Source organism: Pseudomonas sp. COR18, assembly GCF_048568395.1.
Classification (GTDB): domain Bacteria; phylum Pseudomonadota; class Gammaproteobacteria; order Pseudomonadales; family Pseudomonadaceae; genus Aquipseudomonas; species Aquipseudomonas fuscovaginae_B.
In genome coordinates, this window is the sequence record NZ_CP183808.1 from 5,106,627 (window position 1) to 5,128,313 (window position 21,687).

Consider the following 21,687-nt stretch of genomic DNA (forward strand, 5'->3'; position numbering starts at 1 on the left):
AAACATCAGGTTCAGCGTGCTTCCACCGACCGCAATGGCAGTCGATTGGTCGCATCACTGGAAGCTTGGCGACCGGATGGTTGGATCACGCGCAATGGCGCATCGTAGCCCTTCAGATCCCAAGCTACTGTGCATGTTGCCGACAAGGCCAGCAGTACGCCCCTCCACAATGGATACCCCAGGCACTGGCAGTCAAAGTGCTCTGTGCAACAGGCTGTTTCACGAGTGGGGTGCCCGTAGGAAGCACGAGTGGAGTCTATTGAGTCCGTCTCCTTGGGCGCTGTAGGAACAGCTCTGCATTGAGTGTCAGTCGCTGCTGCAATTCGCGCGCGAAAGCGTGCTTCTCGGTGCCGTTCCCGTTCCTCAACGGATTGCCGTCAGGTGTTGGTGCATACGGCCTGCTGCTCCAGCATGGAGTCCATCCGCAACTGCGCGAGCTCGATCAGGTGCACCACACCCATCGCCACCTTGCGATTAGTACCGGTCTGGTTATCGGCATGCTCATAGGCCGTGGCCGCAGCTGATTGCAGAATCGAATGGAGGTCGAGGAGGGCTTCCTCCTGGCCCAACGGCAGGGGCGGCTGTCCAGGTGGCGCGGCTGCCGTGGAAACGACGAACGCTGATGCGGGTTTTGGCGTCGCTTCTGGCCCCAAGTCATAGTGGGACAGTGCCCGGTCGGCGATGGATGGGTCAATGGCTCCGGCGTCGGATCTCGCCGGCGGATTGGGGGTGGCTTTGAACATGGTGTCGCTCCTGTGATGAGTGACTACCGCCCACTGCTGTCAAACAGTAAGGGTGGCAGCTGTACGTAGGTTGACAGACCGGACACAGGATACCCGGCGCATCCGAAGATGCCCTGCGCACAGCCGCCATAACACGCAACCGAACGCAGGGTGAAAGCGTCGGCAGGGAGGATGGGGCTGTTTGTGCCTGTGTATTTCAGTCTGTCAAAACCGAGTCACCCGCTAAGTGGTGACGCTCAGGAGACTATTGCACTGGAATTGTCAGGCGCAAGCGGCCGGGATTTTCTAGGAAATTTCACTCAAGGGAAAGGGATGCGTCTGGCCTTCTGCTGAATTCAGACGGGGTGCTGTGCCTGCATCGAGTCCTCCAAGTCGATTCACTTGCACGTGACACATGGTGAAAATAGGCTGCTCACTGGCTTGTGAAGGACGCTCGATCCGTGAATACCTTAGCCTCACCCCTTGGACGATAGAAGATGAGTCCGACTCTCCATAAGGCAACTAACGGTCATTTGTCACTTGATGTCAACGAGTGGCCAGAGACGTGCTGGCGATCGCTAGAAGACGAATTGATAAAGCGCCGAGGATTCACGCGCGTGGGCTCGTCCGTCATAGGCATGGATGAAGAAATTCATCCAACCTTCCATTGTGCCGAGTTCAGTCTCACAGCGGGCTGGGATCATTGGTCGGGTCGTTATTTGCTGTCAGATTCAGTGGAGGGCGATATCTTTCTGCAAGCGCTATTCGACCAGCTCCGTGTCTGAGAGAGGACGTCGGGAGGGTATTCCTAAGCAGCCAGTAGCGAGAGTCAAATCATGGAGGACATTTTGACGAGTAAAAAGACAAGCGCAGCGATCACTCAGCGTTTTGATGAATCGGTCTGGGCTAAGGCCCACTGGCTCAATGAACCCAAGCATTATCTCGCCCACCCAGACGGCTCACTTGAGGTGATGACGAGCCTGCAGACCGATTTCTGGCGTGAAACCCACTATGGCTTCATACGGGACAGCGGACACCTACTAGCCTTTGAAACCGAGGGAGACTTTACCGCCCAAGTCAGGGTGAACGCCGATTTTCGTAAGCTGTACGATCAAGCGGGCCTGATGGTCAGACTCAATGAGCAGACGTGGGTAAAAGCGGGCATCGAGTTCAACGACGGGAACCCCATGATCAGTAGCGTCCTGACCCAAGGCCAGTCGGACTGGGCGCCCGCTCACTTTACGGGAGACCCCACCGGCTTTTGGCTGCGTGTAACGGTCTCTGACGGTGTGCTGCGCGTGCAGTATTCGACCGATGGGAAAGTCTGGCCGCTTCTCAGACTGGCACCGTTTCCAAAGGCAGACCATTACCAGGTGGGCCCGATGTGCTGCACACCGGAGCGTGAGGGCTTGAGGGTGAGGTTCTCCGAGTGGTCTCTAACACGTCCGTTGGGCCGAGATCTGCATGATTTGAGCTAGGCAACCGTTCGCGAGCAGGTCCCATCGTGCTCGCTAATCTCCAAGCTCGTATTGCTGAACCCCCACGCGCGTGACCTGTATCACATCTTCTTGAGGTGGTGGTGCGCCGGCAAAACAACGCCGGGAAGGCGAAAGAATGGATAACGGCTTCTAGCGCAGACAGGTTCCGATGACCTTCAGATTGATGGGCGTCCTGGCACTTTTGAGGGGATTCATTTTTTGGTGCGCCGGCAGCGTTCCGAACAATAACGAACCTCCTCCCAGCAGCGAGCCCACTTCTTGCGCCAAGTGAAGGGAAGGCCGCAGGTGACGCAGACTTTTACTGGAAGCTCGCTTTTTTTCAAAATGATCCACCCTCATTCGATTAGGCAGGTACAACGGGCCGCGTCGGCGCTGCGCGTCCTGTTCAGATCCACCCGTTCGGTCACGATTGTATGATCGTGGCCATACGCTCATTGCCTGGCAGACGATCGTCGTGGCGCTTCAGGTGATCGGTTCTCAAGCGAGGTGGCGCCGGTTAATTGTGAAACGGTTTGGGTGTCGGGTCCACGCCACCGACCACCATGAATGGGGAGCCCCAGCGCAATAACTATCGATGTTTAGCGAAGTGGCAGGCCATCGCCCCTATCCGCACATGGCCACTAGCACCTCGACAGTGGGGCAGTGGAGCACCTTGTCGTTGCAATGCGCCGAGCCACATCGCGAGCAGCTTCATGGACGCTGTGAGCAATCTTGCGAATCGAAGTGTTCGGGCAGCACTTGGCTTTCACCGAACATGCCGCGAAGTCGGTCTGTCTGGGGTGGAAGATGACGGTGTTGGCTTTGGTGACGTGCGAACGCTCGTTCTTGGTATTGTGTTCTCTTAAGGGCATGCATTTGAGGAGCGAGCATGGGAAAAAGGGCTAGCAATTTTAAAGGTGACACCCTGAAGCTGATCAGTAAGCTTCCAGCCGAATGGGGCTTTGCTTTTCTGCTGGGTACGTTGCCGATTTGGGTGTTCAGCAAAACTTCCAAAGACTTCGAAGAGATGGTGTCGGGGCTTCTGGCAATCGGGCCATTGATTGAATACTTTGGTTGGATGTTGATTCCTTATGGTTTGTTGTTTGTCTTCAAGTACGTGATGCGTTTTGGTTCAGATTGGGGTACGCAGGTATTCGGCTTTTTTCATAAGCTCATCGCTGAAGTAGGGACCGGTCTGTTGACCATTACCCGAACAGGCTTAGGCGCAGCCGCTGGCATCTTTTTCCTATCGGATGAGGTGGTGACGCTCACTCAAGATCAAATGGTGCGTTTGTGCTGGATGATTGGCGTGCTCACCCTCGCCAACTGTGCCCTGGCGATGCTGAAGGATGAAATGATCGAGAAGACCAGCAGGCCGACTTACAAGAACCCCATCAAGCTCTAAGAGCGGCCCGCCGCTCGCGCACTCAGGTATCACCCTTGAGTATCGTGGTGTTGGAAATCCTACGGGCCTGATCTATCCGGCGCGCGACGGCCATGGCCGCTTCCAGCTCACTGAGCCCCTGGGTTTTCATGAGCTCGAAGCGCTCGGCGTTCTCTTCCGGCTCGGTCATGGCCATGGTCAGGTAGAGGCTGGGCGGTACCGCACGAAACAGCACCTCCATCGACTTGGAGAGGATCAAGCACCGCGGACCGACCGTCCCATATGTCAACCATGGTGTGCGGACCGTGGGGCAGCAACGGGTCCTTGTCGGTGGCGCAGCCGCTGCGCTCATCAATAAGCCGGGCAGGGCCTTAATCGAGGCTGTCGGCATGGGAGGCTCCTGCCAACTGCCGCACCTGGCGGCCTTCGGGTTCGTAATCGATCTCCAGTTGCTGATCCAGGTGCACGGCCACCTGGGCGCCGGGTTGCACATAGACCGCAGCAAAGGCCTGGCCGTAGAGCTTATTGACCCAGTCGCCGATGTCCTTCACGCCCCCGGAGAGGATGCTGTTGAGTGCCGAAGGTCCGGTCTTGACGGCGCTGCCGCCCGGTGCGACCACGTTGCTGACGTCGGGCTGATCGGCTTCAAGCAGCTTGGCCACCCCCGCGCCGGCGGCGGTGATCAGGCTCTTGGTGCCCAGGTACTGCTGGGCGTTTGAGCGTCGTTCACCGGCGATACACGGCACCCCGTAGGGATCGCTGAGCCAGCCGATACCGCCCTGGATCTTGCCCAGTGCGGCCTGGCCGCTGGCGCTGTTGCCCTGGCGACCGGTCAGCTTCTGGGGCGCGGGCAGGGTGCGGATGCGTCCATCGTTGAAGACGAAGGTCAGGCTCACGATCTGCCCGCGCACGCAGGACAGTGTCCAGTCGCCGGCGGCGGTACCACTGAGGACCGCGCCGGCCACATCCGGCAGGTCAATGCCGTTGGCGGTGAGGTTGTCCGGGCCGATCAGCACCTTGAACGGGTAGGGGTCATTGACCACGCCATCCACGGGGACCCGGCCGATGAGGGCTGTCATGGCGATGGAGCCGGTCAGGGTGCTGTTTTCCGGCAGGGTGTAGACCGCCCTGGCGGGGGCCTTCTGTGCGCCGGCTGGGGGATTGCCGCCCTCCAGGGCGGTACTGTCCTTGAGCTGACGTTGGCCGGGAGTGGGCGGCTCGATGAAGGCGTTGGGGAAGCTCACCCCTTGGCCGATTGGCCGGAACCGGTGGGCAGGGGTTTGCCACTGGCGTCGACGGCGGTTGCATCCTGAGGCTCGATCCAGATCAGCTCGTGTTCGTCCGTGGAGAATGATTGACTGTCGCCAGCCTCAAGCCCCAGGCCAATCGGCAGGTCCTCACTCGACTTGCTGAGAAATTCGGTCGACAGCGCCTGCCTGAGGTCGTCCAGCAGGTGCTTTTTCTGCTGCGGGCTCAGGTCCGCTCGACCGTCGTTGCCCATTTGCTCACGCTCGGCACTCACGGCCTTCTGGATCCGCAGATCCACCTCGCTTTCGCGCAGCATCAGGCGATCGTTTTCCTCTTTCTGTTTCCGGTTTTCCGAGAGCAGGGTTTTGAGTTCCTCGCGCATGGCTTTGGTCTGGGCCACCAGGGTGGCGACCGTGTCATGCGGGGTGTCGCCGTCGATACCCAGTTGCTTCATTTCCTCAGGGGTGAGGCGGTACTGGTTGGGATCGGAGTCGTCGGAGGTGCTCTGCTGGCTGCTGCAGGCCTTGATCAGGCCAAACAGCGCGAGCGCTACCAGGGGAGAAGCAGCCACTTGAACAGGGCATTACTTTTCATGGGGACTTCCCTCTACAGCGTTGGGCCCCGCCGGGGCATCGGGCGCACTGACGTCGGCAGCAGGGCTTGCGCCAGGTCGCGTCCGCGCGTGACCCGATACACCACCGTAGTGTCACGCTCGGGTGCGTCGAGCCCACGTACGGCGGCTGAAAGGCCGCACGGATGAAGCCGCCCTGCCGGTGCAGTGCATCGAGGTGCAGCGGTACGTTCAGGGGCAGACGGTCCCAGGTCATCCGCTCGTCCGCCTGTGCGGTAACCGAACAGCCAGAGCGCCGGCCGTACCGTAATCGAGGCATCAATCCTCACCGTCCTGCACACTACCGGCAGCCTCTGATGAGCCCGCGGCCAGACGCTTGGGGACGCCGTCGTAGCAATCGATGGCGAGGCCGAATGGATTGGTTTGCGGGTCCACATCGCGACGCACCACCTTGATGGGGTAGCGCACGAAGGTCTGCTTGATCCGCTCCGAGCCAAAGAACTCCTCGGTCGCCAGATCCAGGTTCAGCAGCCACTGGTCGCGTCCCTGCACCTGGACGCGTAGTTGAGGAGAGCGGCCGTAGTTACGATCCGGAAGCTCGAACACCCCGCGGGTGCGGTTGCGCAGTTCACCGGCGGTCTGACGCTTCTGGGCATCCTGTTCCAGCTGGAATTTGCAGCTGGGTGTCAGGTAGGCCGACAGCCGATGGATGGCCGAGGGATAGTCCTTCTCCCCATCCACCGGCCAGCGGTTGAGCTGCTGGAAGATATACAACCCGAAGGTGTACACCGATTCCGGCGGCACCTCCCACCATTTGCGGGTACTGCCTGAGCGCAGGTCGGGCGGGATGTTGATGGTCAGGTTGCGCGGGGCATTCCACCAGCCCAGTCCCGAGAGCAGCGTCGTGCCCAGCAGCACCGCACAGCCGATGCGCAGGGTCGTGACATGGGCCTGCAGCCGGCTCACCTCGTTCTTGAAGCGACTCATGCTCCAGGGCTCCGGCGTGTGCTCCAGAGCCCCGAGCGCGTCACCAGACCGGTTGCGCCGATCCAGGGAGCCAGCGAGGGGCAGGCGAGTGCCAGGCGCCATTGCAGATGACGGTACAGCCACGTCTGGGGTTTGCCGCGCTTGTGCCGGCGCAGCAGCCTGCCGCCGACCAACAGCCCCCCAGCAATGCTCAGCACAATGCCCGTGGGGCCAGGGCAATGCTGCTGAACCCGATGGCGGCAGCGGTCCCCAGACACCCCCCCACCAGGGTGGCGCCTATCACGGTGAGCCACATTTCATCAGCGGTGAGCCCCAGCACCACGACCGGTTGGTGATTGAGGCGAGAGGGCAGAAACCGAATGGTCCCGTCGGGCAGGTAATGGTCAGCGTCGTGTGTCATGGCGATTTCTCCTCACAGCACCCCTGTGGCCTTGGTCAGCAGCCAGATACTGATCACCAGCAGCGCGGCGCCGACGCCGCAGGTCAGGCCGAACTGGCCCCAGGTCTTCTTGCCGTTCTGAACGTCGGAGTAGGTGGTGTAGGCGTGGTAGGCCACGCCGCAGAACGAGGCCGCGGCAATCAGCAGGGCGATCAGCGAGACGATGTCATACGCATGGTTTTGCAGGGTCTGGATGATGCCGGTGCCCGGGCGGCTGGGAGCTTCCAACTCGGGCAGTCCGGCAAAACTGCGCGAAGGCGATAGCAGCTGGCTGGTGAGCAAGCCCAGGGTGATGATCAGGCGAGCCAGGGGTGGGAAGAGGGTTTGAGGTGGGAGAAACGGTTCATGAGTGCCTCCATGGCGTGGTTGAGTGTGTGGCGGGAAATCAATTGATCAGGAGCAGGGTGAGCAGGACGTAGATCAGGGCCACCTTGGCCGTGATCTCGGCCAACCGTCCCAGGGACAGGTGCCCGCGAGCCCACCCGCGGTAGGCACTGCCAATGGCCCAGGCGGCAAACACCAGGGCAAGGGTCAGGACCAAGCCGCACAGCAGGTCTGTGCTTTGAGCGGGGGTAAAGCCACCGATGGCGCCAAAGGCCTTGAGCTGAGAAGCCGTCATGCTCATGGCTCGGCCTCGGTGGATTGGGTGTAGTGACCGGTTAATTCAGGCAGCGCCCGAGGCTGGGCGCGCGAGGGCGTCAGGTAGTGCTCGACGCCCTGTTGGATCAACTCCAGATCAGCGGCCAGGCGTGGATAGTCGAAGTGAAAACGTGCCTGCTCATCGACGGGCTGGGCCGCACGGGTGTGGACCTGTCGGGTCAGGGTATCCAGCTGGCGTAGCCAGGCACTGAGCAGCGTGCGTTCTTGAGCCGTGGGCTCGGCCTGCGCCATCGCCGCACTGAGGCTGAAGACGAGGAAGGGTGCTAGGTATCGCGGGAAATGGATGGCAACCGGCATCGGGACGTTCCGCTCGAAGAAAGTTCTCCGAGCGTGCCGTAGCAGGAGGGGAGCAACAGCAAGAAAACTGGATCGGGCCGGTCAGTATTAGGGCCAACATGCGGCCCGAACCTGCCGCGCAGGGGCATCGTCGGTCAGTGGCCCGAAGGGCTTGAGCACTTCATGTTGAAGGCCACCCTTGAGCGGGCCGCTCGATGCCTGGTGTGTCCCTACAGCGTTTGGTCGGATGGGCGATCGGCTCGGTCGGGCAAGCACACACGTAGCCGATGACCATCAGGATCGAGCGCCACAAACGTCGGTCCGAACGCGGCGTGATGCAGCGGCTGTTCCACGACGACTCCCAGGTCGATCCACTGTTGTTGAAGGGCCTCGACCTGCGCGTGTGTTTCGGCCAGGAAGGCCACTTCACTTCGATGGCCGCTACCGCCGCTCTGGAAGTCTTGGGCGCTGGTCGACCAGAGGCCCAGGGCCACCCCGCTCTTGAGCGAAAACGACACGTAATTGGGGAACGCGGCCTCCGGCGGGATGCCCAGCAGGTCTTCATAGAAAACGCGGCTTTTCTGTGGATCTTGCACGTACAGCAGGAACAGATTCGGGTGATTCATGGGGGCTTCCTCAGACAGGGGAGCCCGGATGGTATTCGACACGACTGTCAGAACCTGTCAGCAGTGGATGTCGTTCGCCGGGGTGTGCCGTTCGAGCGTTTGGCGCACACCTTTCTAGCGTTGCCTGGCTGCCCTGACAGTGGGTGATGTCTGCCGGGCACGCTTGATATCGGGTTTGACGCTCATCTCGACCAACCGCCGGAAGGTGGGGCACTCCATGTGCGACGCAGCACCGTGTTCACAGGTACTTCTTGAAGCTGCCGACGGTAATACTCACGATCAGGCCCAGGGCGACCGTACTGGGCAGCAGCACCAGCATGGGGTTCACCGTGATGGGCAGCGCCGGGTAAATGATCCACGGCGCCACCCACAGGGGCAGGATCAGCATCTTGGCTCGGTGGTAGATGAAACCGGATTCTCGTCCGGCGCCAAAGCGGCGCAGGTCCCGGCGCACCAGGCCATCCGCCGCCCCGGTGAAGACGGCGGCCAGAACCAAGGGGATCGTGAGGATCAGGATCATGACGCGCGCCAGCAGGGTCAGCACGGCGTACACGGCCGCCAGGCCATAGTCCTCGATGTAGACATAAGTCTTTCCCAGGTAGTGCTGCAGGCCTGTGCCTCGGTTGCTGTTCAGGCGGGCCTGCTCAGCCGATCGGCTGATCCAGTCGATCAGGCCGGTTTTCTCAAAACACCACTCGTAGGTTTGCACGATGATCCAGCGGGCGGTCTGGTCCGTTTCATCCATCAGTAGGCTGTCGCTGAAGGCGGTTGAGATCCAGGTCAGCTCACTGTTGAGCATCTGCTGGGAATGGCGCCAGCCTTCCTGCGGCCAGAAAAAGAACAGCCCGATCCACTCGCTGACGATGCTGAAAAACAGCGCGACCAGGAGGATGCCCATGAGGGTGAAGGGCAGGCCCAGCAATCGGCTGATCGGCCCCTTTTCACGGTAGGCCTGCTGGTTTTTTGCCGTATCAGTGGTGTTGGCCATGGCGTCCGTGCTCAAGGGGCGTGAGCGCCTGCGGCTCGACAGATGCCGACAGTGGGCAGGGCAGGGCGCCTGCCCAGGCATACTCACGCGGTGGTACGCCTAGGCTTGCTCATTGGCGGGACTGTTTGCACAGGGAAACGGGTTCGGGTTGGGAGGGTTTGCAGGCCGCGCGCCTCCAGGCCTTTCGACTCGTCTGTGTGGTCCGTTCTGGCTCAAGCATTCACACCTGCTTTGTGCGTGGCACCCAAGAAAAAGCCCGACAGAGTCGGGCTGAGGTGAGGGTGTTTCAGGTGGTCAGGCGTGAAGCCTGACCTGATTGGATGGACAGCGATCTGGTCTCAACGGCCGCTGCTGGACGGGTACTCCTCCGTCACGCAGGCCACGCCCGTTTGGTCGAGCGCCTTGCGCGCGAAGTTCCTCCATTTCAGCCGATCAACAAACCGCTTCAGCTCGGCGGCCTCTTTGCAGATGCCCTTGGCGATGTCCAATTCATCGGTAGAGATTTCTGCGCTGATCTTGCGCTGAAACGCACCCAGCCAGATTTCGAGATCATAGATCTCGTTCACCACTTCATCAGGACGTCGCCAGATGATTTCTGAAGCCTCGACCACACCCCACAGTACGCAGGGAACGCCCATACCCAAGGCTTGGGAGCTGGCTCGGTAGGCCTTGCCCGCGGTGTAGTAGATCTCCACCAGGTGCGGCTCAAACGCTGCACCGGCCTTGATCTGCGGGTAGGCATACAGGTCGTGGAACTTCGAGGTACAGAGCTGGATGGCATCCTCGATCGAGCCACGAATACCCATGGTGTATTCCGCCTTGACCTGGCGATAGCCCAGGCCATAGTCGCTGAGTGGCAGTTTCATTTCGCCGGTACAGACGACGGTGAACTGTTTGTGAAACGCATCCAGTCGCAGAAACGAGTGAGGTGCGTAGGGGTTACGGACAAATGGAGACAGCGGGCGCAGAACGTCCAGTAGTCTTTTCATGATGAAGCTCCTGTTCTTAAAGGCGAACGCGGAGAACATCGACCCCGGCGGGGAGACGTTCCCCGCGTGGGTGGGTTGAAGCAGACGGTTAGGCCAGGTACTTGATGCTCAGGGCCGTTACGGTACCGAGCACCAGCGCCAGCGCTGTGAACGACTGAAACAGCCGTACGGTCAGCTTGTGGCTTATGGCGTCCATCTTGGTGTTGATCATCATCAGGCTCGTATTGAGCGCCAAGGCTGTGTCTTTCGACTCACCGCGCAGGATGGAGGCGTCGAGCAGGACCTTCGACAGGTCCGACTTCATCTCCGCGCGAAACGTCGAAATATCCAGCTTCAGGTCATGACGAGACTCGGTGACATCGGTTTTGCTGGCGAGCAATGAGGCTCTTTCGAACTCCAGGGCTTCACCCACATCGTGTGCATTTTTCTCAGGAACACCGGCGGCAACCAGTGCTTTGTAGAGCGCCATATCCAGTTTCATCAGACCTCCAGATTCATGGGATGGGCCTGCCCCGACGGGCCAGACCCGTGCGGGGAAAACAAGAACAGCGATGCTTCCACCGACCGCAATCGCCGTCGGTTGGTCGCATCATTGGAAGCTTGGCGACCGGTGGGTTGGATCATGCGCAATGGCGCATCGTAGCTCCTCCGATCCCAAGCTACTGTGCATGTCGCTGACAAGGCCAGCAGTACGCCCCTGCACAATGAATCCCCCCACCCAGGGCTGTCAAAACACCCTCTGCAACAAGTTTTTGCCGGCGCAGACACGCTGTGCGAAAGCGCGCCTGCGCCTTTTGAACGCCATCCTCGACAGGCGCAGGATGGCGCGCGCTGCATCGGTCAGACATGGCTGATTCCTCTGGCAGCAAAGGCGCACGCGCGCGGTAGCCTGCTGGCCGACATCGCGCTCCAGGTGCTGCTCAGCGGGCATTGGCGGTGAGTTCAAACGCTGGCGGCGACTCACTCCCAGGATCAGCTCCACCCAACAGATGACTGCCTTGTTCAAGTCTTCGGCTGGCAACCCTCCAGGGCTTAGGCCTGCGAGCCAATCACTGCCCCAGCGATCACCGGCTAAGGGCCTCCCACAAGGCCTCACAAGCGATGCCTGCTTTTCTTCGCTGGCGCGATGCTTTGCCCTACAGAGGGTTGTGGTCCCAGCAACTACATATTCATGGGCAACACACAATTGAGCAGCAGGGCAGGCGAAGGGCGCTCCCGTCACGGGGCCCATCGCGCACTGCCTGGGTGAAGCCTTCACGGCCTGCTCATCCATCAAGCCCGTCGCAGATGGAGGCGATAGGCATCACAGGGAGTACTCACCTATGGACATGAGTCCTGATCAACCCGCTGAAAAGACCTGCCAGATCCTGCTCAAAATCAGCGTGCAGGCACGCCAGCGTGACGGCCTGCTGCTTGAGCTGGTCGGCCACATCGAAGGCTTTGCAGGCGCTGAAATCCTGGGCTTCGAATTTGGGCGCACAGGCGAACCTGAGCCTCGCCCAAAGGCGTACCTTGCTTGAAACACACCGGCCCGCGCGCGGGCCATCACTGACCATGGAGTGGTTGATATGCACCCTTTGAATATGGCTGTCGCCTTTCAAATCATGAACAACATCAAGAGCGGCCAGTTGCGCAATTGTCTGGCCATGGGGTTTCAGGAGCGGGACCTGGAGGCCCTGATCGATCCCCGTTGCGTCGGGGCCCTGGTGAATTCGCCGGTGCCCTGGTTCAAGCTGCTGGTCGACAGCGATGTCGTTCAGCGCCTGATGGCCCATGTCCGGAGTGATGACGAGGAGGGACTGATCCGCCGGGCTCTCACCCTCGGCGCCAGCTCTCCCATGCTTCACCAGCTCTTTGGGCTGCCACCCAAGGAGGTTGCCGTGCGCCGCAACATGCTGGGCCTTGAGCACCGCAAGGGACGCTGGCCTCTGCTGGGCTTCGAGGAGGAAATGCGCCTGTGGGCGCACTGGCTGCGGATCTCCAAGGAGCAGGGCACCAACCCGAAAGATCCGCGCTCGGTGCTGCAGGCCGCGATGCTGATGACCGAGTGCGAGCCGACCTTGAACCTGACCATGATCTGGAATCAGGTCCAGCACTGGATCAACGAGGGGTTGGTGTGAATAGCCGCTAGATCAGAGGCCGAGGGGGAGATGACGCCCCTCGGTTCCCGCCCATCAGGCCCTGATCCGTCGCTGGCGGATCGGCAGGCACCCTCCATCACATGCCAGTGCAGGCGTATCCGCCCGTGTCAGCCTTCAGATGCCTGCCCAGATCCTCGTCCAGCCTCTGGACGGCCGGCGTCTTGAATATTGACAACTGGTTTTCAATTAGTAAACTAGTTGTCAATTTAAGGAGGCGCCCATGCGTTCGACCAAGGCAGACCAGCTGACCCTCATCGCGCTCTCGGTGTTCAAGTTGAACGGCCAGCTCATTGAATGGGGCAACCACTTCGCACAGCCGCACGGACTGACCAGTGCGCGCTGGCAGGTGCTGGGTGCGATTGCGATGGCCGCTCAACCGCCGAGCATCCCGCAGATCGCCGCGACGATGGGGGTCACCCGGCAGGGGGTGCTGAAGCAGATCAACCTGCTGATTGAAGAGGGGCTGGTGGAGCCCCAGGCCAACCCGACACACAAGCGTTCACCCCTGTATTCGTTGACCTCCACGGGACAAAGGACCTATCAGGCGTTGAACGAGCGCTGGAACCAGCATGTGGGGGAGATGGCTACCCGCTTCAGTGCCGCCGATCTGGAAGCGGCCCTTCGTGTGCTTTCGGCGCTGTCGCAGGTACATGACCCTCAAACGCAAGATTGATCTGTCAACCTCCCACTCACGTATGGAGTCGCTCATGAAACCCCTGGATGAAAAATTCCCGATTCAGCGTCAGCTTGGAATAGAGGCGTCACCGGTTGTTCTCGTCAATGTGTTCACGCTCGATACTGACGACGAGCTGGTCTTTCTGGACGCCTGGAAGGACGATGCCGCGTTCATGAAGCGCCAGCCTGGCTTCATATCGACGCAGCTGCATCGTGCCCTGGGCGAAAGCCCGACCTACCTGAACTATGCGGTGTGGGAGTCCACAGCGGCTTTTCGCGCGGCGTTCACGCACCCTGAGTTCATCGCCAAGATCTCGACCTATCCATCGTCCGCTGTTGTCTCCCCGCATCTGTTTCAGAAGGTGGGCGTGGCCGGCATTTGCACCGCGTGAAGGCGCGCGGGCAGTAGCGCAAAACAAGACCGCCGACTCACCTGGGAGGATGAGTCGGCGGTCGGCTGGTTTGAGTTAGCCCCGCTGTCGCGGCATGCAGCCGAACACTTAGGACAGTTGTAAAAGGGTAAAGCGCCTGTCGGCAGCGGTGAAGATCTGCAGGTGATACTGCTCGTCTTCGTCCAGACGGTAGAACGACCTCAGCCTTTTGCCGCTTAGCAGCGCTTCGCAGTTTGCGATCCGTTCAGAGGCATACAGGTCTCCCCAGTCACCGATCAGGTGCCGTATCAGGTAGGGAAGGGCGTCGAGCGCTCCCACCCGTTCAAGCGTCTGAACACCTTGGGTCACCAGGAGTCTGCCCGGTTCAAAGGGCAATACCTGGTCCTTCTCGATCTTCAGTTCTTCAAGAATCGCCGTGGCGAGCCCTTCGCATGTGCCAGTGGCCAGCAGCACTTGGTACATCGTCGTTTTTGTCTTCATTCAGACCTCCAGATTACAAGGGGAGGGCCTGCCCATACGGGCTTGGCCCGTAGGGGGAAAACATTCAGAACAGCAGTGCTTCCTCGACCGCAATGGCAGTCGATTGGTCGCATCACTGGAAGCTTGGCGACCTGAGAATGGATCATGCGCAATGGCGCATCGTAGCTCCCAGATCCCGGCTACATTGGCAGGTTGCTGACAAGGCCAGCAGTACGCCCCTTCACAATGGATAACCGCAGCGGGCCTGTCAAAAGCCCAAGTGCTACCGGCTTTTTCTGCCTTGGGGCATCTGTACGAAACCGTGGCGCATCACGACAGGCGTTGCGGTGGGGCAGTCACAGGCGCGGCGGATGAGGGAGTTCGTTCGGATACGGGCAAAATACCTTGTAACGTCCCCGTCGTTCGAACCACAGACCCGCAGAGGTACAGTCGATCAGCAGCGCCCGCTGCATCACTGACCAAGGCAAGGAGTGCCTGCGCATGGTGTATGAGCGATTCCCCGTCGTCATCGACGGCAAACCCTTCTCGACGGTTTTCCAGACGCAGGAGGCGTTCGCCAGCGCCTGGAAGGCCGTTCTCGAAAAAGCCTATGGACGCACCCATGCCATCTGCCGGTGCCCAGGCAAGGGCGAGCGCAAGTTGGCTATCAAGCGCCGTGAGGACACCGATGGTTTTCACCTGGCGCGGTTCGCTGGCACAGGACCTGAGCACGCCAATGAATGTCGCTTCTACGCCCCCGCTCCTGAACGCTCCGGCATGCAGGGCTATGAGGTAGGCGTGATCGAGGAAACTGGCGACGGCACCCTGCGTGTCCGGCTGGCCCGCGGCCTGGTCGAGCTGCCCGCTAGAGCGAGCAGCCTACAGGGCGAGCGCCTCACCCTGAACACCAGCAGCCCACGCAAACGCGCCATGACGCTCCTGGGGCTGCTCTGCCTGCTCTGGCAGGAAGCCCGATTGAACATCTGGTACCCCGCCATGGAGGGTAAACGCAACAGCGGACAGGTCCATGGCCTGCTGCGCAAAACGGCCCGCCGCATCCAGGCTGGCCGCGTGATGCTCCACGAGGTGCTGATGGTGTGTGCGACACCACGCTCGCGTGCCGAGGCGACCAACATGGCCGTCGCGCAACGGACAAGCAAGGCTGGGCGCAGGGCCTTGGTGATCTCCCCGCTGGCGCACTTTGACGCCGGTAAGCACGATGGCTCGATGACCAAGCTCCCCGTGGCAGGCCCCTATGGCATTCCGCACCTGAGCATGGACCCTGAGATCTGGGAGGACGCCCAGAAACGTTTCCCTGTCGAGGTGGCGGCCTGGAGGCGGGGCGAGCGCATCATGGTCTTGGCTCAACTCAATATTGAGGCTGACAAGAACCGGCTACGGGCGGGGGTGACGGACCTGGCCCTGATGCACATCAGCAAGCGCTGGATCCCCGTGGACTCCGCATACGAGTCCATCCTTGAGTCGGAACTGGCCGCCGCCGGCCGCAGCTTCGAGAAGCCCCTGCGCTATGACGCAGCAGAGTGCGAGTTCTTCCCCGACTTCTGGCTCCTGGACATGAAGCGAGACTTCCCCCTGGAGGTCTTCGGGATGGACACCCCTGAATACCTCGCCCAAAAGGCTCGCAAGACCCAGTGGTACAACCGGGTCTATGGCCCTGAAGGGTGGTGGCGTTGGGAGGCGGCACAGAGCGATGATATCGACCTGATTCCTGCGTTGCCGGTATCCAAACGCTGGTAGTCACCGATATGCGTCCTGCAGATCTGACGCAGAGTGAACCATCGCGTGATGGCGGGATGCTGCCGGCACAAACAAGACACCGCCTACTCACCCAAATGGGCAAGTAGACGGTTTAGAAGCCCCCGCTAGGCAGGGGCAGGGTGGAATCAGTACTCCGACGGCAAGAGCAGCGTGGTGCAGCTTCTGTCCGCTTCAGGGGACTGTCAGATTTTTTGTGTGCGGGCGGTTACCGCCCGTCACCTGACGGACATGAAATTACCAGGTCGGCCTGGTGAAACGATCCCCGTAAAGGATCGCAAATTGATTCATTGCACCTTTCCAATCATTCGCAGCTCGCCCCCAGTCTGCGGTGATGTTTCGCAGCACCAGCCAGATCAGCTTGGTCGCCGCGTCGTCGTTCGGGAAGTGCCCGCGCGTTTTGATGATCTTACGCAACTGGGCATTGATGCTTTCGATGGCATTGGTGGTGTAGATCACCTTGCGTATGGCCTGTGGAAACACGAAGAACGGTATCACGCGATCCCACGCCCGCCGCCACGAAGCAACTACCGTCGGATACTGCTTGCCCCAAGGGCCCGTCTCGAAGTCGTTCAAGGCTTGCTCTGCCGCGACTGCGTTCAGAGCCTGATAGATCGGTTTCAGTGCCTTAGCCAAGCCCTTGCGCTTGTCCCATGAGGCGAAGTCCAGGCTGTTGCGGATCAGGTGAACGAGGCAGGTTTGCAAGGTGGCCTCAGGGTAAACAGCCGCCAGTGCTTCTGGCATGCCTTTGAGCCCATCAGTGACCGCAATCAGTACATCCTCGACGCCTCGGTTGCGCAGATCGTTGAACACCTTCAACCAGAACTTGGCGCCTTCGGTGTTCTCGATCCAGATGCCCAGGATATCCCGAGTGCCGTCGGGTAAAACGCCCAGTGCGAGGTAGATCGCCTTGTTGCGTACCATGCCTTCATCGCGGATCTTGACACGTAAGGCATCGAAGAAAATCACCGGATACATCGGTTCCAGAGGCCGCTGCTGCCACGCAACCACTTCCTCCATCACGGCGTCAGTCACTGAGCTGATGAAGTCGTGGGAAACGTCCGTGCCGTATTGTTCGCGAAGGAAGGCGCTGATCTCCCGCACCGTCATGCCACGCGCGTACATCGCAATGATCTTGTCATCGAAACCGGTAAAACGACGCTCATGCTTGGGAATCAGGATCGGAGAGAAACTGCCGTCGCGATCACGCGGGATGTCCAATTTAAGCGGGCCGTCGTCGGTCAGAACCGTCTTGCCGCTGGTGCCGTTGCGCTGATTCCCGGTGCCCTCGGGGCGCTCTGCGCCCGGCGGGTAGCCCAGGTGCTGGCCGAGCTCCGCACCCAGTGCGCGCTCGACCAACGCCTTTTTGAAGGCCATCGAGATGTCTTGAATCGCCTCGGCTGTCATTGGGCCTTTGACGAACTGCTCGACCAGCTCCTTGGGAATGGATGGTAGGTCTTTTTTGGCCTTGCTGGCCGGGGTCTTTTTGCTTGGCATGTCATGCACCTTAAACGCATGTGATGCCCGAACACAAAATTACTGACAGTCCCCGCTTCAGTGATGATCCAGAGCTTGTCTTCTCCTGCGGCGTCTATCTTGTACGCGGACAACAAACGTAGACCGTGCTCCAGAGCCTGTTTGTTGCTTTGTTTGTCCTCATCGTCCAGATCTCCCCAATCACCTACCAGGTGGCGACTGAGGTAGACCGATGGGTCCAGCAGTTTTTGTTTCACTAAGGCACGCACACCTTTTGATTGCACAAAGCGGCCTGGTTGGAAAAATATCCCAGGTATAGGTTGTTCAGGATCAAAAACCTCATCCCTGAGCATGATCTTCAAGCCTCTGGGCTCACCCTGTTTGCGCACCACGACAACGCGCAGTTGCAACCAGTGATCTTCGAGCGGATCACCCGTGGTGACCACACAAGGCACCTCAATATCATAGAACTCCTGAACCTCGGGTGAGGTGCATAGAGCAAGGGCCTCCAGCGCCATATAGATCGTGTCATTCCTGCGCTCAAGCATCTGCGCCGATGTGGCATGGCCTTCCAGGTTCATGGCTTGCCAAGCGTTATCGGAGATAACGATAGGCCATTTGATTAGCTGAGCCTGTTGCTCGGTTGGTTCTTCAAACATCATGGAGCTCTCCGGAATATCCCATCGCGCAGAGACACCTCGCCCTTGCGGGGAGTGTTCCCCGCATGGGTCGTTTCAGATCAGCGCTTTAGCAGCGCCGTTTGACGCAGACACGCCTTCCCAAGGGACGGTATGCCTGTGTGTGAGTAAGGCGCCCATGTGAGCGCCTTGGTTGAATGAACGATCAGGCCGCTTGTTCAGCGTCTGTCGTGGGCGGTAAAGCACAAGCCCCAGAGGGCCCTGGGTTATCAGGAGAATCGGTTGGCTCAACATCGTCTGATTGCGCCAGTGATTCAGCGTCGATCTCATCTTCTTTTGGTGGCGCGGTGTAAATCACATCGCCGTTGACCATCACCATCAGTACGGAGAGTAGGTTTGCCCGGATACTTGCTCCTGGCTGGCCCAATTTCTCTCCCTGTTGATAGATATAGGGGACGACCCAGATGCCATTCAGAATGAATCGCACCAGGACTGTTTCTCCCGAGTTCACGGCGTGGGCGCACTGCTTGATGACTTCTTTGGCTACAGTGCCGCACACCCTGCAGTCGAAGTAGGTATAGCTACGGTCTTCTTCGGGACCGTACAGTGATGCAACTTTGACCAGTAGATACGGATCCCCTTTGGGAGGCGTAATAGTGCGGACATTGCTGATATAGCCAATGCCGTACAGGTACTGGTTAAAGTACTTTTTCTCATCAGAATTGATTTCACTCATGTGCTTCTCCTTACTCAATACGATAAAGGGGAAGCACTTGCCCCAAAGGGGAAGTGACTTCCCCCATGGGTTATTCAGCATGCGTTCGCTCACCAGCACGTCTGGGGAGTGACCGCATCTCTGAACGCTTCAGCGGTCTTCATTCGATCCCGCGACTGGCACGGAGCAACCTCTCAGATCGTGGCTACCTATCAATGTCGCCGACAATGTCAGCTGAACACGCTTCAAGCATGGAAAAGTCGCCAGGGGCGGTCCAGTCCTCTTCTTCGACAACCGCTGTAGGAGAACTCACTTCGTAGGTCCCGGTACGAACCGCAGAAGTCAACGGCCGTTACGTCGCAAAACACGCCCAACGCCATCCCGTTTTTCCCTCGAAGCGCCCGCGCCGAAAGGGTCATAACGCAAAGGGAAAAAGGGGTGAAATGGGCAAAAGGGAAGGGCCCGCAAGGGAAACAAAACGAAGGGTAAAAGGCCTGCCCGAAAAGGTTGCTGATCCCCCCAAAGGGAGCGCTTTCCACGACGACACACACGGACGACACTGCATGCTCTGGCGCTGGATGCTGAGAAAAAAGGCCGCAAACCCCACCACAGACGAAGATGATGAACCACCGGCCCAATACACCACGCCTCAGTCGGCCAGCGAACTGCTCTCGACTCCGCGCCGCAAGAAACTCATGGCGCAGATCTGGCAGCTCACCTCCCTGTCGCGCCAGCAGTTCGCCGACCTCTATCAGTACCCCATCGAACGCTACGCCGAGCTGGTCCAGCAACTGCCCGCTTCGGAGAATCACCACCATGCCTATCTGGGCGGCATGCTCGACCATGGCCTGGAAATCGTGGTGTACGCCCTGAAACTGCGTCAGTCGCACCTGTTGCCCGCCGGCGCTGGTGCTGAAGCCCAGGCCTCCCAGACCGAGGCCTGGACCTTGGTGATCGCTTACGCCTCGCTGCTGCACGACATGGGCAAAATCATCGTCGATGTTGAGGTGCAATTGTCCAACGGCACCTGGTGGCATCCCTGGAAAGGCCCCCTCAACAAACCCTACCGCTTCAAGTACGTCAAAGGCCGGGAGTACAAGCTCCATGGCGCCGCTGCGGGCATTTTGTTGACCCGTATCCTGCCCGAATCAACCCTCGACTGGCTGATCACCTACCGTGAGCCCTGGAGTGCGCTGCTCTATGTCCTGGCCGGACAATACGAGCACGCCGGTATTCTGGGTGAACTGGTCGTGCAGGCTGATCAGGCCTCGGTTGCCAAGGAGCTGGGCGGCGACCCCTCCAAAGCCCTGGCCGCCCCGAAATCATCCCTGCAGCGTCGACTGGTGGAGGGCCTGCGTTTTCTGGTCACCGAGCAATTGAAAATCAACCAGACACGTGCCTCCGACGGCTGGCTGACCGAGGATGCCCTCTGGCTGGTCAGCAAAACCGTCGCCGATCGGCTGCGGGCCCACTTGCTGTCCCAAGGCGCCGACGGCGTTCCGTCCTCGAACGCGACGCTGTTCGACATCATGCAGGACAACTCGCTGATTCTGCCCAATGCACACGGCAAGGCGATCTGGAACGTCACGATCCAGAACGGCAAATGGAGAAAGACCCTGACCTTCTTCAAGGTCGCACCGGCGCTGATCTGGGACACCGAGCAGCGGCCGCCGGTCTTCACAGGCTCGGTGACCATTGAGCTGGACTCCGAAGCAGGCGAGGAGGGTGTGCCGCCCGCTTCAGGCCCGCAACCCATCCCAGAGAGCAGCGCACCCACGCAAGAGCCATCACAGAGCCGACAGCCGCCTGTTCAGGGCGCTTTTGCCCTGGAGGTACCCTCGCACCACCTCACTGATGTACCGGATTTCGACGAACCACCGTGGGCAGAGGACCAGGGTGATCCCACAGCGTTCGACCCGAGCCCCGATACCCATACCACCTGGAGCGAGGAAGATGCTGAGGTGTACAGCATTCAAGCTGAGCCCAGACCGGCATTCCCTCAGGCGCCGCCGCCTACACCGTCGCAACCTTCAAAACCGCCTCAGCCGACCAGCCCCCACCCAAATCCCAAGGCTCATTCACCACAGCCGACCGCAAGCGCGGATGACCTGGGCAAGGCCTTCATCAAGTGGCTGCGTCACGGCATTCTGAGCAACAAGATCCCCATCAACGACGCCACGGCCAAGGTGCACAGCGTGGCCGGTACGGCCTTTCTGATCTCACCAGGCATTTTCAAGCGCTATACCGAAGAACACCCTGAAGTCGCCCACCTCGCCAAGTTGCAGGGCACCAACGACTGGCGCTGGCTGCAGCGCTGCTTCGACAAACTGGGTGTCCACCACAAGAGCGAAGACGGCCAGAACGTCTGGACCTGCGAAATCAAGGGCCCCCGCAAGACCCGTGACATCAAGGGCTACCTGCTCAAGGACCCCATGCTGATCTTCAGCGAGCAGCCCTATGACAATCCTTACCTGCGGGTGAAGGAATGAGATTGCACACTGGCCCCAAAGCGCCAACGGGACTGGCGCATTAAATGGTAGGGAATCAGCTTCAACGCTTTCGCCTCCTGCCGGTCCCGCTAGTGGTCAACCTGGCTACCTGGGCTATCCTGCGCCGCCCCCATGTCACTGCCCAAGGCGATCTGCACCTGGCGGACAAACCAGATCAGCGCAGTGGACTGGGCGCTGCGTGAATGCCAATACAGAGTGACGTCAAAGGCCGGAACATCGAAGGGCAACTCGAGCATCTTGAGCTTCCTGGGCAGCGGCATTTCACAAAAGCTCTGGGCGATCTGGTGGGGCAGGATGCCCAGCAGATCGGTGCCCGGAATCAGTCGAGGCAGTACCGAAAAATGCGGCAGACGCAGTTTGATCCAGCGCTCGATGCCGAGCAGTTGCAGCGCGTCTTCAGCCATGCTCAAGCGTGACGCTTTTGCCTTGAGACCGCCAAATGCCTTGAGGTGGGACAGACTGCATACGCCGCTGGATCGCCCAGTTACAGCAGGAGCAGGCGTAACCCTAATGCCGAGGGGCTCACGCCGGAGCAGC

The 21,687-nt window shown here is 59.9% G+C and carries 23 protein-coding genes and 4 pseudogenes; 8 read left to right on the plus strand and 19 right to left on the minus strand.

Annotated elements, in window-relative coordinates; all coding sequences use genetic code 11:
- Positions 1 to 377: 377 nt before the first annotated feature.
- Positions 378 to 743: a DUF6124 family protein gene (locus ACM62G_RS23545; protein WP_419735701.1), complete on the minus strand. Its 366-nt coding sequence runs from the start codon at positions 741 to 743 to the stop codon at positions 378 to 380.
- Positions 744 to 1,558: 815 nt separating this feature from the next.
- Between ACM62G_RS23545 and ACM62G_RS23550 the strand changes: the two genes are divergently transcribed.
- Positions 1,559 to 2,200 (plus strand): DUF1349 domain-containing protein, encoded by a 642-nt coding sequence (locus ACM62G_RS23550; RefSeq protein WP_419735702.1) that lies wholly within the window; start codon positions 1,559 to 1,561, stop codon positions 2,198 to 2,200.
- A gap of 212 nt (positions 2,201 to 2,412) precedes the next feature.
- On the opposite strand, the gene ACM62G_RS23555 is transcribed toward ACM62G_RS23550, so the two are convergent.
- Both ACM62G_RS23555 and ACM62G_RS23560 read right to left on the minus strand, forming a co-directional pair.
- Positions 2,413 to 2,544, minus strand: coding sequence for a DUF2256 domain-containing protein (locus ACM62G_RS23555; protein ID WP_081009867.1), 132 nt, complete (start codon positions 2,542 to 2,544; stop codon positions 2,413 to 2,415).
- Between the two features lie 330 nt (positions 2,545 to 2,874).
- A pseudogene (locus tag ACM62G_RS23560) lies at positions 2,875 to 3,042 on the minus strand (IS5/IS1182 family transposase); the annotation flags it as partial.
- A 47-nt stretch (positions 3,043 to 3,089) separates the two neighbouring features.
- Here ACM62G_RS23560 and ACM62G_RS23565 point away from each other — a divergent pair.
- Positions 3,090 to 3,605 (plus strand): hypothetical protein, encoded by a 516-nt coding sequence (locus ACM62G_RS23565; protein WP_419735703.1) that lies wholly within the window; start codon positions 3,090 to 3,092, stop codon positions 3,603 to 3,605.
- A gap of 22 nt (positions 3,606 to 3,627) precedes the next feature.
- On the opposite strand, the pseudogene ACM62G_RS23570 reads toward ACM62G_RS23565, so the two are convergent.
- The 11 genes and pseudogenes from ACM62G_RS23570 to ACM62G_RS23620 form a co-directional block, all read right to left on the minus strand.
- A pseudogene (locus ACM62G_RS23570) lies at positions 3,628 to 3,843 on the minus strand (hypothetical protein); the annotation flags it as partial.
- Positions 3,844 to 3,955: 112 nt separating this feature from the next.
- Positions 3,956 to 5,426, minus strand: a pseudogene (locus tag ACM62G_RS23575) (TIGR03752 family integrating conjugative element protein).
- Positions 5,427 to 5,721: 295 nt separating this feature from the next.
- The gene (locus ACM62G_RS23580) at positions 5,722 to 6,390 is read right to left on the minus strand and encodes a PFL_4703 family integrating conjugative element protein (protein ID WP_419735704.1); all 669 of its coding nucleotides are present in this window, start codon (positions 6,388 to 6,390) and stop codon (positions 5,722 to 5,724) included.
- Positions 6,387 to 6,790 (minus strand): annotated as a pseudogene (locus tag ACM62G_RS23585) (TIGR03750 family conjugal transfer protein). The gene ACM62G_RS23580 and the pseudogene ACM62G_RS23585 overlap by 4 nt, the downstream one beginning before the upstream one ends.
- Before the next feature lie 12 nt (positions 6,791 to 6,802).
- A complete protein-coding gene (locus ACM62G_RS23590) occupies positions 6,803 to 7,138 on the minus strand; it encodes a TIGR03745 family integrating conjugative element membrane protein (RefSeq protein ID WP_419737552.1) in 336 nt (111 codons plus the stop codon).
- A 76-nt stretch (positions 7,139 to 7,214) separates the two neighbouring features.
- Positions 7,215 to 7,448 (minus strand): TIGR03758 family integrating conjugative element protein, encoded by a 234-nt coding sequence (locus ACM62G_RS23595; RefSeq protein ID WP_419735705.1) that lies wholly within the window; start codon positions 7,446 to 7,448, stop codon positions 7,215 to 7,217.
- A 2-nt stretch (positions 7,449 to 7,450) separates the two neighbouring features.
- On the minus strand, positions 7,451 to 7,786 hold the full coding sequence (locus tag ACM62G_RS23600; protein WP_419735706.1) for an RAQPRD family integrative conjugative element protein: 336 nt from the start codon (positions 7,784 to 7,786) through the stop codon (positions 7,451 to 7,453).
- Positions 7,787 to 7,995: 209 nt separating this feature from the next.
- Entirely contained in the window at positions 7,996 to 8,391 is a 396-nt protein-coding gene (locus tag ACM62G_RS23605) for a VOC family protein (RefSeq protein WP_419735707.1), read from the minus strand.
- A gap of 238 nt (positions 8,392 to 8,629) precedes the next feature.
- Positions 8,630 to 9,379 (minus strand): TIGR03747 family integrating conjugative element membrane protein, encoded by a 750-nt coding sequence (locus tag ACM62G_RS23610; protein ID WP_419735708.1) that lies wholly within the window; start codon positions 9,377 to 9,379, stop codon positions 8,630 to 8,632.
- Between the two features lie 338 nt (positions 9,380 to 9,717).
- Positions 9,718 to 10,368 carry a hypothetical protein gene (locus tag ACM62G_RS23615; RefSeq protein WP_419735709.1) on the minus strand — a complete coding sequence of 217 codons (651 nt, stop codon included), beginning with the start codon at positions 10,366 to 10,368 and terminating at the stop codon, positions 9,718 to 9,720.
- Between the two features lie 88 nt (positions 10,369 to 10,456).
- Positions 10,457 to 10,849 (minus strand): hypothetical protein, encoded by a 393-nt coding sequence (locus ACM62G_RS23620; protein ID WP_419735710.1) that lies wholly within the window; start codon positions 10,847 to 10,849, stop codon positions 10,457 to 10,459.
- 841 nt (positions 10,850 to 11,690) lie between these two features.
- Here ACM62G_RS23620 and ACM62G_RS23625 point away from each other — a divergent pair.
- The 4 genes from ACM62G_RS23625 to ACM62G_RS23640 all read left to right on the plus strand — a co-directional run bounded on the left by ACM62G_RS23625 (position 11,691) and on the right by ACM62G_RS23640 (position 13,576).
- Positions 11,691 to 11,888 carry a hypothetical protein gene (locus ACM62G_RS23625; protein ID WP_419735711.1) on the plus strand — a complete coding sequence of 66 codons (198 nt, stop codon included), beginning with the start codon at positions 11,691 to 11,693 and terminating at the stop codon, positions 11,886 to 11,888.
- 48 nt (positions 11,889 to 11,936) lie between these two features.
- Positions 11,937 to 12,488 (plus strand): STY4526/YPO1902 family pathogenicity island replication protein, encoded by a 552-nt coding sequence (locus ACM62G_RS23630; protein WP_419735712.1) that lies wholly within the window; start codon positions 11,937 to 11,939, stop codon positions 12,486 to 12,488.
- Between the two features lie 241 nt (positions 12,489 to 12,729).
- Positions 12,730 to 13,182 carry a MarR family winged helix-turn-helix transcriptional regulator gene (locus ACM62G_RS23635; protein WP_419735713.1) on the plus strand — a complete coding sequence of 151 codons (453 nt, stop codon included), beginning with the start codon at positions 12,730 to 12,732 and terminating at the stop codon, positions 13,180 to 13,182.
- Between the two features lie 34 nt (positions 13,183 to 13,216).
- Positions 13,217 to 13,576 (plus strand): antibiotic biosynthesis monooxygenase family protein, encoded by a 360-nt coding sequence (locus ACM62G_RS23640; protein ID WP_419735714.1) that lies wholly within the window; start codon positions 13,217 to 13,219, stop codon positions 13,574 to 13,576.
- Between the two features lie 108 nt (positions 13,577 to 13,684).
- On the opposite strand, the gene ACM62G_RS23645 is transcribed toward ACM62G_RS23640, so the two are convergent.
- Positions 13,685 to 14,056, minus strand: a complete 372-nt coding sequence (locus tag ACM62G_RS23645) for a hypothetical protein (protein ID WP_054059692.1) — start codon at positions 14,054 to 14,056, stop codon at positions 13,685 to 13,687.
- 480 nt (positions 14,057 to 14,536) lie between these two features.
- Here ACM62G_RS23645 and ACM62G_RS23650 point away from each other — a divergent pair, with 480 nt between their 5' ends.
- The gene (locus tag ACM62G_RS23650; protein WP_419735715.1) at positions 14,537 to 15,793 is read left to right on the plus strand and encodes a DUF1173 family protein; all 1,257 of its coding nucleotides are present in this window, start codon (positions 14,537 to 14,539) and stop codon (positions 15,791 to 15,793) included.
- 255 nt (positions 15,794 to 16,048) lie between these two features.
- On the opposite strand, the gene ACM62G_RS23655 is transcribed toward ACM62G_RS23650, so the two are convergent.
- The 3 genes from ACM62G_RS23655 to ACM62G_RS23665 form a co-directional block, all read right to left on the minus strand.
- Complete coding sequence (locus ACM62G_RS23655; protein WP_419735437.1) at positions 16,049 to 17,308, minus strand: IS256 family transposase; 1,260 nt, start codon at positions 17,306 to 17,308, stop codon at positions 16,049 to 16,051.
- Entirely contained in the window at positions 17,215 to 17,949 is a 735-nt protein-coding gene (locus ACM62G_RS23660) for a hypothetical protein (protein WP_419735716.1), read from the minus strand. Before ACM62G_RS23660 ends, ACM62G_RS23655 begins: the two co-directional genes overlap by 94 nt.
- Before the next feature lie 181 nt (positions 17,950 to 18,130).
- The gene (locus ACM62G_RS23665) at positions 18,131 to 18,661 is read right to left on the minus strand and encodes a DUF3577 domain-containing protein (RefSeq protein ID WP_054059693.1); all 531 of its coding nucleotides are present in this window, start codon (positions 18,659 to 18,661) and stop codon (positions 18,131 to 18,133) included.
- 542 nt (positions 18,662 to 19,203) lie between these two features.
- Here ACM62G_RS23665 and mobH point away from each other — a divergent pair.
- Complete coding sequence (gene mobH, locus ACM62G_RS23670) at positions 19,204 to 21,129, plus strand: MobH family relaxase (protein ID WP_419735717.1); 1,926 nt, start codon at positions 19,204 to 19,206, stop codon at positions 21,127 to 21,129.
- 89 nt (positions 21,130 to 21,218) lie between these two features.
- Here mobH and ACM62G_RS23675 read toward each other — a convergent pair whose 3' ends face one another.
- The gene (locus tag ACM62G_RS23675; protein WP_419735718.1) at positions 21,219 to 21,560 is read right to left on the minus strand and encodes a hypothetical protein; all 342 of its coding nucleotides are present in this window, start codon (positions 21,558 to 21,560) and stop codon (positions 21,219 to 21,221) included.
- Positions 21,561 to 21,687 lie beyond the last annotated feature (127 nt).